This window comes from Vulcanococcus sp. (genome assembly GCF_044369115.1).
GTDB lineage: Bacteria > Cyanobacteriota > Cyanobacteriia > PCC-6307 > Cyanobiaceae > Vulcanococcus.
The window spans coordinates 1-7,947 of record NZ_JBIPMN010000125.1 but is presented as its reverse complement, the minus strand read 5'-3'; the positions used below and the strand labels follow the sequence as shown (position 1 = coordinate 7,947).

Annotated in this window: 11 protein-coding genes; 5 read left to right on the top strand and 6 right to left on the bottom strand. The window is 62.3% G+C overall.

Translation table 11 applies throughout. The annotated features are described in order from the left end of the window. Positions 1-48: 48 nt before the first annotated feature. Positions 49-420 carry a photosystem II reaction center protein Psb28 gene (gene psb28 / locus ACIQ2E_RS10300; protein WP_398329855.1) on the bottom strand — a complete coding sequence of 124 codons (372 nt, stop codon included), beginning with the start codon at positions 418-420 and terminating at the stop codon, positions 49-51. 25 nt (positions 421-445) lie between these two features. Beyond that, positions 446-1,510, bottom strand: a complete 1,065-nt coding sequence (gene mnmH / locus ACIQ2E_RS10295) for a tRNA 2-selenouridine(34) synthase MnmH (RefSeq protein WP_398329852.1) — start codon at positions 1,508-1,510, stop codon at positions 446-448. Between the two features lie 86 nt (positions 1,511-1,596). On the opposite strand from mnmH, the gene ACIQ2E_RS10290 reads away from it, so the two are divergent. Together ACIQ2E_RS10290 and ACIQ2E_RS10285 are read left to right on the top strand one after the other, a co-directional pair. Continuing rightward, on the top strand, positions 1,597-2,319 hold the full coding sequence (locus tag ACIQ2E_RS10290; RefSeq protein ID WP_398329849.1) for a GUN4 domain-containing protein: 723 nt from the start codon (positions 1,597-1,599) through the stop codon (positions 2,317-2,319). A gap of 65 nt (positions 2,320-2,384) precedes the next feature. Next, positions 2,385-2,774 (top strand): ATP-binding protein, encoded by a 390-nt coding sequence (locus ACIQ2E_RS10285; protein ID WP_398329846.1) that lies wholly within the window; start codon positions 2,385-2,387, stop codon positions 2,772-2,774. A gap of 4 nt (positions 2,775-2,778) precedes the next feature. On the opposite strand, the gene ACIQ2E_RS10280 is transcribed toward ACIQ2E_RS10285, so the two are convergent. Beyond that, complete coding sequence (locus ACIQ2E_RS10280) at positions 2,779-3,066, bottom strand: DUF6439 family protein (protein WP_398329843.1); 288 nt, start codon at positions 3,064-3,066, stop codon at positions 2,779-2,781. A gap of 36 nt (positions 3,067-3,102) precedes the next feature. On the opposite strand from ACIQ2E_RS10280, the gene ACIQ2E_RS10275 reads away from it, so the two are divergent. Next, a complete protein-coding gene (locus tag ACIQ2E_RS10275) occupies positions 3,103-3,375 on the top strand; it encodes a hypothetical protein (RefSeq protein WP_398329840.1) in 273 nt (90 codons plus the stop codon). Between the two features lie 12 nt (positions 3,376-3,387). On the opposite strand, the gene ACIQ2E_RS10270 is transcribed toward ACIQ2E_RS10275, so the two are convergent. Then, positions 3,388-3,711 (bottom strand): copper-binding protein, encoded by a 324-nt coding sequence (locus ACIQ2E_RS10270; RefSeq protein ID WP_398329837.1) that lies wholly within the window; start codon positions 3,709-3,711, stop codon positions 3,388-3,390. Positions 3,712-3,767: 56 nt separating this feature from the next. Further along, complete coding sequence (locus ACIQ2E_RS10265) at positions 3,768-4,823, bottom strand: methyltransferase domain-containing protein (protein ID WP_398329861.1); 1,056 nt, start codon at positions 4,821-4,823, stop codon at positions 3,768-3,770. A 177-nt stretch (positions 4,824-5,000) separates the two neighbouring features. On the opposite strand from ACIQ2E_RS10265, the gene ACIQ2E_RS10260 reads away from it, so the two are divergent. After that, positions 5,001-5,216, top strand: coding sequence for a hypothetical protein (locus tag ACIQ2E_RS10260; protein WP_398329834.1), 216 nt, complete (start codon positions 5,001-5,003; stop codon positions 5,214-5,216). 11 nt (positions 5,217-5,227) lie between these two features. Beyond that, entirely contained in the window at positions 5,228-6,412 is a 1,185-nt protein-coding gene (locus ACIQ2E_RS10255; protein ID WP_398329831.1) for an SMP-30/gluconolactonase/LRE family protein, read from the top strand. 92 nt (positions 6,413-6,504) lie between these two features. Here ACIQ2E_RS10255 and glnA read toward each other — a convergent pair whose 3' ends face one another. After that, entirely contained in the window at positions 6,505-7,923 is a 1,419-nt protein-coding gene (gene glnA, locus ACIQ2E_RS10250) for a type I glutamate--ammonia ligase (RefSeq protein WP_398329858.1), read from the bottom strand. Positions 7,924-7,947: the final 24 nt, after the last annotated feature.

The following is a 7,947-nucleotide window of genomic DNA, read 5'->3' as shown; positions in this document are numbered from 1 at the left end:
GCTGTGGCGAACAAACCCAGGCCCTGGCCGAATTTCATCCGGCCGAACTCACTCGGCGGCCTCTGCGGAATCGCCAGCGTTGTTCTCCTTTTGGGAGAAGCCAAGGTCATGGCTATCGGCGTAGCGCTGGGCAAAGCGCATGAAGCGCTCGAAATCTTCAGGGGTTTTCCAGGTGTAGGTGGCTTCCAGGGCGGCGGGCTTGCCGTTCACGAACTTGGCATTCACTTCGCGGGTGACGAGTTGCCCTTCCTCATCCACCATGTACATCCCACCGATGTCGCCCATGCTTTCGGGGGAGAGGGCTTCCGGCTGATCAAACACGAAGATCGCCTGGCCTGTGCGCCCGTCACGCGAGCGAGTCATACGGATATCAGGAACAACCGGCTCGTCGACACCGCGGAAGAACTGAATGGCGGCCATCGATCGATCCCAGCAAAGCCCGATCCTAGGCAGCGTTCCGGCGCTGGGCCTTGGCCACACCACGGCTGATCAGCTGGTCGGCGGCGGCCTCGGCGTTTAATCCGGCCAGATCCTCGTGGCCCAGCAGCCGGTGCTGATCGGCGGCGCCATGGCGCTCCAATTCATGGTCGTAGCAGCGGTCGTAGTAATCGAGCATCTGTCTGGCCGCTTCTCCCCAGTGCTGCGCCTCGATTGCCGCTAGAGCGGCAGCGGTGCGTTGCGGCCCAAGGCGGCGGGCAATGCGCTCGGTGGCCTCCTTCAGGGCCGCTGGATCCTGGGAGCCGTACACCTCCACCAGTTGGTCCAGCCGTTCCTCCAGCGGTCTTCGAATCTCCAGCAACGGTGCCGCCTGCATCTGCCGCCAGATCCCGCCGGGAATGCGGCAGCGGCCCACCTGCACGCTCTCGGCTTCCACCCAGATCTGCTCGGCTTCTCGGTAACCATGCAGCGCCAGGGCGATGCGGTTTTCGTAGTGCTCGCTGCTGGGCTGCGGCGGCATGCCGAGGCTGCCAAAGCTGCTGCCGCGGTGATGGGCCAATCCCTCCAGATCCACCACCGCCACCTGGCGCTCCGCCAGGGCGAGCAGCAGATCGGTTTTGCCGCTGCCGGTGCGTCCACCGATCAAATGGATGGGCCAGGGTGTGTCAAACAGGGCTAGGGCCCAGCGGCGAAAGCTTTTGTAGCCACCCTCGAGCAGCACGACCGGCAGATCGAGCTGCGTTGCCAGCCAGGCCACGCTTTCGGAGCGCATGCCACCACGCCAGCAATGCAGGCGCAGGGGCGCACCGCCGGCTTCCTCTGCCCAACGGCTGAGCTGGCTGCCCAGCTCGCCCAGCCGAGGGCCCAGCAGCTCCAGCCCAAGCTGCACAGCGGCCTGCCTGCCTTGTTGTTTGTAGGTGGTGCCGACGGCGGCGCGTTGCTCATCGCTGAACAGTGGGAGGTTGCGGGCACCGGGGATGTGGCCCTGCGCGAACTCCGCCGGCGCCCGCACATCCACCACCGGAGCCGTTCCCTGCAGAAACCGTTCCACCGGTTGGCGATTCAGTTGCATCCCAACCATTCGCGAACCCGCCTTGGCCTGGCCATGCCTGACATAGTGGGCCAACGCTGGCCCCATGGCGGGTCTGACCTCTCTTCATGCTTTCCGGACCCCCCGTCACCACAACGGTTAGCGCCGATCAACTTCTGGAGCGTTTACTGGCGGCTAACCCCCGCCAGCGCCGCAGCCTGCTCAGCCAGGTTCAGCAGCGGGCCGCTGAGCTGCGCCCGCTGCTGCAGGAGCAGATCGATCGCCTCGATGCCACCGGCGATGACTGGGCTGCCGGTCTCCTGATTCACCTGTTGGTGTCGGTCGACGACGGCCTCGCCCAGGCCTTCCGTGATCGCTACAGCGATGGCTGGTTGGCCGTAACCAGCGCGGCCGGTATGGATTACGCGCCGCTGCAACGGGCGTTGATGGAACAAAACTTTGAAGAGGCCGATCGACTTACCAGCGAGCACCTGCGCCAACTGGCCGGTGAAGCCGCAGTGAAGCGCGGATACGTTTATTACTCCGAGGTGCCTCCCATCGCTTCGGTCGACCTCGAGAGCCTGGATCGCCTCTGGGTGGTGTATTCGCAGGGACGTTTTGGTTTTTCCGTGCAGATCCGGCTGCTGCGCTCGCTGAATGGTCGTTGGGATCAGCTGTGGCCGCGTTTGGGTTGGAAGCAGGGCGGCGTGTGGACCCGCTATCCCCGATCGTTCACCTGGTCGTTGGAGGCACCGGAGGGCCACTTGCCTTTGGTGAATCAGCTGCGTGGTGTGCGCCTGATGGATGCGCTGCTCTCCCATCCCGGGCTGCAACAGCGCGTATCGGCCTAGATCGGCCCGTCCGCCGCAGCGGTAGCTTCAAATCACTGCACGGCTGCGCCGCCGGCTTAGGTTCGATGCCACATCGCTGGGCCGATTTCATCACCCCCTCCACCCTGCAGCTCTCGCCGCTGTTGGAGGTGCTGCTCGAGCCCATCAGTTGCGCTCAGCAAATGGCCTCTCTGCAGTTGGGTTTGCAGGAGGTTCTGGTGAATGCTGTACGCCACGGCAACGGCAACGACCCCGGCAAGTGCCTGCGCGTGCGCCGCATCGTGACCCCCCGCTGGTGGGTATTTCAAGTGCAAGACGAGGGCTCCGGTCTTCCTGCTGATGCCCGCGGCGCAACATTGCCCCAAGAGCCGGATGTCCTCTGCGGGCGTGGGTTGTTTCTGATCCACTCCTGCTTCGATGACGTGCGCTGGAGCGCTCGCGGTAACCGGGTTCAGGTGGCCCTGCGGCGTCAGTGACGCCTCAGTGACCGTGGGTTGGGCATCCGGGGTCTTTCAGCTCGCCGCGGAGCCAGCCAAGCCCGTGCTCCAGCATCTCAATGGCGTTTTGGCGTTGCGTGGTGGCCACGGGGGCATTGGCGGGATTGGCCGGATCCAGCAGTTGCACCAGTGCGGCGGCCAGCTGTTCGGCAGCACGCCTCTGCGGCTGGCTTTTCAGGGCGTGCCACTGGCGGTTGTCGATGGTGAGCAGCCGATGCAAGGCCTCCGCCGCTTCTCGGCTGCCGTCGGGCCACTGATGATTGGCAGACACTGGACACAACCTCGGCTGGAAGGCCATCCTGGCGCCATGCAGCAGCGTCCGCGCTCTCCCCACACCCCCATTCGTTGGCTGCATCAGCTGGCGAACCTGATGGCCCAGGTGTCGCGGGCTGAGCACATCACAAGCGGCGATGACAGCCTTCACGCCCGTCGGCTGCGCCAGCGCATGGCCCTCGCCCAGCGCCTGCTTGATCCCCTGCCGGCCCCCCTGCGCCCAACTACCTGGCAGGAAACCAGTCTCTGGACAGCCTTGCGCTGGGGTGGGCTCGGGCTTGTGCTTGCTTTGTGGCTGAAGCGCTGAATCAAGCAGCGTTCAAGCCACCAGGCGGATCAATGGTTCGAGTTCGGAGTTCTCAAGCGGGGTGGGTTCCACCTCAGCGCTGGCTCCATTCAGAGGAGGCGCCGGCTCTGTCGCCTGGATCCGATTGCCCCGCAACCAGGCGTTGTGCAGGGCGCGGCGGCGCTGGTCCTCAGCCAGAACCAAACGATCGGCCGCTACAACAGGGCTTTCGCCAGGCAGGAGTGGCGTGCGTAAGCAGATGCCGAAGCCGTGGGCTTCCACCTGCACACACCCCTCCATGAACACGGTCTGGAAGGTCCAGCCTGCCAACCAGCGCACGCTGAACGGATTGCTCATGCCCACTTCGCTTTAGGCGGACCCTATGGCGTTTGGGCAGCGCTCAAGGCCCTTTGTCAGGGCTTGGTGGCACTCCACACCCGCGTCATCAGATGTGAGGTGGCGCGAATACCGCTGAAGCCGGCAGCGCTGAGGCGCGAAGCGATGTCATCGCGGATGTAATCGGCGTAGTAGGGCTCATGGAACACGCGGCGGAAGTTATCCATCGCTGTTTCGAACTGGGGTGAATCCGCCAGCTGCACGGAATCCGCCAGCACCAGAACCCCGCCGGGCTCCAGAACACGGAAGCACTCATCGATCACGTTGTGGCGAGCATCGCCGGGCAGCTCGTGCAGCAGGAACACGCAGGTCACGCCCTGCATGCTGCCGCTGGCGAAGGGCATGCTCTCGCCATTGCCCTGCACCAGCTGCGGGAGTTCATCCGGCAGCTGGCTGAGCCACCGGTTGGCCTGACGCAGATAGGCGGAGGAGAGATCGAGGCCCACCAGCTGCGCCTGCGGCAGGGCTGCACGCACCTGCCGCAGGGTGCGGCCTGTGCCGGTCGCTACATCCAGCACCCGCAGCTGGGACGCCGGACGCTCGGCAAACGCTCTCAGACCCTGCACCAGCGGTTTGATCACACGGCGCCGCATTGGATCAGCGGTGCCGTTGAAGAGGATCTCCACCTGCAGGTCGTAGAGCGAGGCGGAGTGATCGCTCAAGTAGCCATCAGTTTGGTGATGGAAGTTCTGGAGGTAGTAGTCGGGATAGTTGTCGCTCTCCACATCCGCTGGCAGGTCGCTCACATTGCGTTCACTGCGCCGATTCCAGGTGCTGGGCATGTCGAGCCACACCATCGGATACCGGGCGGCCCAATCCAGCCAGGGAGCATCGAAGAGAAGGCTGGTGGGGTAGAGCCCCTGCTCGGCTTCGTCCCAATCGATCTCCATCAATGCCGCATTGGCGGCTTGCAGATCCATCAGCATCTGCGGCGGGATTGGCCGTGTTTTCGGTGCTCCCTTGGGAGCCACCAGTTCCATCAACTTGGTGCTCACCTCTTTGTGGGCCACACCTACCAGACTCTTGCCCTGCTGCAGGGCCTGATAGGCAAGCTTGGTGAGGGTATCGGCCATGGAGCGAGGCGGCGTCGCAGCGATCCCCATTCCAACGGATCAGCTGCGGGATCGCGATCGGCCAGGTCCACGCGCTCTTCTGTGCCCTAACGAACGCAGATCACGTTTCGTGGAGCAGGTTCGGTTTCCGTAGCAACCGCTACAGAATGAATTCATGCGACCACCCTGGAGGGTGAGATGAAAGCCTCTCAAAGCGAGCCACTGTTTGTGGAGTTCATGCGGCACCGTCAGATGGAGCAGCGTCGCCATCAGCCCGTCGTCGCCCAACGGCGTGCCACCGCCGATCAGAGCGAGGCGTCCAATGTGCATTCCCAGGAAGTGGCCTGGGCTGAGCGTCATGCCCATGAACGGCGCCTGCATGACAGCGCGATCGCTCAACTCCGCCAGGATTGACTGCCTTGCGGATGGATTGGCGCACTCGAGCTGCCCTGGCCTCAGTTGCGGCCTCTCCGTTGCTGTTGGTGGCGTGTCAGCGCAGCACAACGGCGCCACCCGTGGGGGCAGCGTGTTTGCCTGGCAGCCCTGTCGCCAAGCAGTGCCGAGAGATCGAGCTGGTTCATAACCCCGCCTATCCGGAGTCGCAGTCTCCACAGCTCACGGTTCATGCACTGGATCCGGAGTTTGAAGCTGTTGTGGGCCGGACACCGCAATTGGTTCCCCTGGCGACTGGCTTTGGCTTCCTTGAAGGACCTGTCTTTCTCAAGGATGCCGATGGGCAAGGGGGGCTAATTCTCCTCACCGATCAGATTCACAACAGCATCTATTCGATGCGATGGAACGGCCTTAAGAACGGCGCCATCACCCCTGCCTCGACGGACCAGCCCCGTTTATTCCGTAATCCATCAGGTGTTGCCGATGGCCAGACGGCCGATCTCGACGGTCATCTGCTCACGGCTGAAACAACCGGTCGTCGGATCTCGATCACGCGCAAGGTTCAAGTCAATCTGGCCAATTCCTCGGCGCAAGCTCCGGCCTTGGTCGAGCGCTACAACGGCGTGCCGCTGAACTCTCCGAATGATTTGGTGGTGAAAAGTGATGGGTCGGTTTGGTTTACAGACCCCTCCTATGGGTCCCTTCAATTCCCGCCGCAGCCTGCTCAGTTGCCGAACAACGTTTACCGGTATGACCCCAAGCTCAATATTGTGAGCCTTGTGGAAGGTTCGTTGGTGATGCCGAACGGCATTGCGTTTGGTCCAGGGGAGAAAACTCTTTACATCATTGACAGTGGAGCGATTCAAGGGCCGCGCACGTATTTCCCTTATTTGCCCCATGCCATCTATGTGTATGACGTGGCGCCCGATGGGCGCACGCTGATGAACAAGCGCTTGTTTGCCAACGTGGCCCCGGGCTTCCCCGATGGCATGCGATTGGATGCCGCAGGCAATGTTTATGTGGGCACGTTAGAAGGCATTCATGCGCTGAATCCAAGGGGTCGTTTGATTGGTAAGTTCTTGATGGCAAAGCAAACTGCCAATCTGACATTTGGTGGATCAGACAACAACATCTTGTTCATTGGATCGAGTGATACCTTGTGGGCTGTAAAGCTCAACCGTCCAGGCTTGGTGCCTGTCCGCAGCTCTGCTTCGTAGATCAGGCCTCGTTGTGGAGAAGGTCATGGAAAAGCCCCGGGTTTCCCCGGGGCTGCAGCCTGAGAGGCTCTGTGCTTGCCAAACGCCGTCAATCAGGCGTCGTAGTACATGGTGAATTCGTGGGGGTGCGGCCGCTGACGCAGCTGCTGCACCTCTTCGTACTTCAGGGCAATCCAGTTGTCGATGAAGTCTTCGCTGAAGACGCCACCGGCCAGAAGGTACTCATGGTCGGCCTTGAGAGCTTCCAGGGAGCCGTTGAGAGAAGCGGGCACCGTGGAGATCTTGGCCAGCTCTTCAGCTGAGAGTTCGAACAGGTCAACGTCGGTGCCATCGCCCGGGTCGATCTGGTTCTTGATGCCATCGATGCCGGCCATCAGCATCGCCGCGAAGCCCAGATAGGGATTGGAGAGGGCATCGCCGGAGCGGAACTCGAGGCGTTTGGCCTTGGGGTTCATGCCGGTGAGCGGGATCCGCACAGCAGCGGAACGGTTGCCCTGGGAATACACCAGGTTTACAGGGGCTTCGAATCCAGGAACCAGGCGTTTGTAGCTGTTGGTGGTGGGGTTGGTGAAGGCCAGGAAGCTGGGGGCGTGCTTGAGCAGGCCACCGATGTACCAACGGGCCGTTTGCGACAGGTTGGCGTAGGTGCCTTCACCCCAGAACAGCGGCTGGCCGCCCTTCCAGAGGCTTTGGTGCACGTGCATGCCGCTGCCGTTGTCGGCAAAGATCGGCTTGGGCATGAACGTGGCGGTCTTGCCGTACTTTTTGGCAACGTTGCGCACCACGTACTTGTAGATCATCACGTTGTCGGCCGCGCTGATCAGCTCGGCGAACTTGATCCCGAGCTCGTGTTGGGCGGTGGCGACTTCGTGGTGCTGCTTCTCGATCGGCACGCCTAGGCCACCCATGGTGAGCAGCATTTCGCTGCGCATGTCCTGCAGGGTGTCGTTGGGGGCGACGGGGAAGTAACCCTCTTTCAGTTGGATTTTGTTGGCAAGGTTGCCGCCTTCTTCAACGCGATCGGTGTTCCAGGGGGCTTCGATCGAATCCACGCTGTAGAAGCTGGATCCGTTGGCACTTTTGTAGCGAACGTCGTCGAAGATGAAGAACTCAGGCTCGGGACCGAAGTAGGCGGTGTCCGCCAGGCCAGTGGTGCCGAGGTAGTCGAGCGCTTTCTGCGCCAGAGCACGTGGGCAGCGGGCGTAGGGCTTGCCGCTGCGGGGCTCCTGGATCGAGCAGATCAGGCTGAGGGTTTTGTGGCTGTAGAAGGGGTCGATCCAGGCGGTGTTGGGGTCGGGCACCATCGCCATGTCCGACTCGTTGATCGCTTTCCAGCCGCGGATCGAAGAGCCGTCGAAGGCGACGCCTTCGGTGAACGCGGCTTCGTCGATCAGGTCTTGGCACACGGTGAGGTGCTGCCACTTGCCGTGGAGATCCACGAACTTGAGGTCAATCAGTTCAATGCCCTCGTCCTTGATCTGACGGAGGACGTCCTGGGCGGTTTTGGCCATGACGTGAACGCTTGGAGGCTGAGA

What these genes read in the sequence shown, in the direction of transcription:
- psb28 (WP_398329855.1), bottom strand. Translation starts at nt 420, where the DNA reads ATGGCCGCCATTCAGTTCTTCCGCGGTGTCGACGAGCCGGTTGTTCCT.
- mnmH (WP_398329852.1), bottom strand. Translation starts at nt 1,510, where the DNA reads ATGCAACTGAATCGCCAACCGGTGGAACGGTTTCTGCAGGGAACGGCT.
- ACIQ2E_RS10290 (WP_398329849.1), top strand. Translation starts at nt 1,597, where the DNA reads ATGCTTTCCGGACCCCCCGTCACCACAACGGTTAGCGCCGATCAACTT.
- ACIQ2E_RS10285 (WP_398329846.1), top strand. Translation starts at nt 2,385, where the DNA reads ATGCCACATCGCTGGGCCGATTTCATCACCCCCTCCACCCTGCAGCTC.
- ACIQ2E_RS10275 (WP_398329840.1), top strand. Translation starts at nt 3,103, where the DNA reads ATGCAGCAGCGTCCGCGCTCTCCCCACACCCCCATTCGTTGGCTGCAT.
- ACIQ2E_RS10270 (WP_398329837.1), bottom strand. Translation starts at nt 3,711, where the DNA reads ATGAGCAATCCGTTCAGCGTGCGCTGGTTGGCAGGCTGGACCTTCCAG.
- ACIQ2E_RS10265 (WP_398329861.1), bottom strand. Translation starts at nt 4,823, where the DNA reads ATGGCCGATACCCTCACCAAGCTTGCCTATCAGGCCCTGCAGCAGGGC.
- ACIQ2E_RS10260 (WP_398329834.1), top strand. Translation starts at nt 5,001, where the DNA reads ATGAAAGCCTCTCAAAGCGAGCCACTGTTTGTGGAGTTCATGCGGCAC.
- ACIQ2E_RS10255 (WP_398329831.1), top strand. Translation starts at nt 5,228, where the DNA reads ATGGATTGGCGCACTCGAGCTGCCCTGGCCTCAGTTGCGGCCTCTCCG.
- glnA (WP_398329858.1), bottom strand. Translation starts at nt 7,923, where the DNA reads ATGGCCAAAACCGCCCAGGACGTCCTCCGTCAGATCAAGGACGAGGGC.